Source organism: Bombilactobacillus bombi (assembly GCF_013607485.1).
GTDB lineage: Bacteria > Bacillota > Bacilli > Lactobacillales > Lactobacillaceae > Bombilactobacillus > Bombilactobacillus bombi_A.
Map to the genome: position 1 here is coordinate 1 of NZ_SCHP01000159.1, position 401 is coordinate 401.

4 tRNA genes are annotated in these 401 nt (G+C 45.9%); all 4 read left to right on the forward strand.

Annotated features, from left to right (window positions below):
• The first annotated feature begins 25 nt into the window (after positions 1 to 25).
• The 4 genes from EQ827_RS08930 (at position 26) to EQ827_RS08945 (ending at position 380) form a co-directional block, all read left to right on the forward strand.
• A tRNA-Ser gene (locus tag EQ827_RS08930) sits at positions 26 to 115 on the forward strand.
• 31 nt (positions 116 to 146) lie between these two features.
• Positions 147 to 218: transfer RNA gene (locus EQ827_RS08935), tRNA-Glu, on the forward strand.
• 11 nt (positions 219 to 229) lie between these two features.
• Positions 230 to 302: transfer RNA gene (locus EQ827_RS08940), tRNA-Val, on the forward strand.
• Positions 303 to 308: 6 nt separating this feature from the next.
• Positions 309 to 380, forward strand: a tRNA-Glu gene (locus EQ827_RS08945).
• Positions 381 to 401 lie beyond the last annotated feature (21 nt).

Consider the following 401-nt stretch of genomic DNA (forward strand, 5'->3'; position numbering starts at 1 on the left):
TCTGACAACCGGAGTTTTTTTATTTGGAGAGTTGTCCGAGTGGCTGAAGGAGCATGATTGGAAATCATGTATACGGATTATTTCTGTATCAAGGGTTCAAATCCCTTACTCTCCGTTGGCTTCAGACTGTGTTTGGAGTTTTGTTTGACCCGTTGGTCAAGTGGTTAAGACACCGCCCTTTCACGGCGGTAACATGGGTTCAAATCCCGTACGGGTCATTTTTATATTTGGAAGTTTAGCTCAGTTGGGAGAGCGTCTGCCTTACAAGCAGAGGGTCACAGGTTCGAGCCCTGTAACTTCCATTGTTTGACCCGTTGGTCAAGTGGTTAAGACACCGCCCTTTCACGGCGGTAACATGGGTTCAAATCCCGTACGGGTCATTTTTATATTTGGAAGTTTAG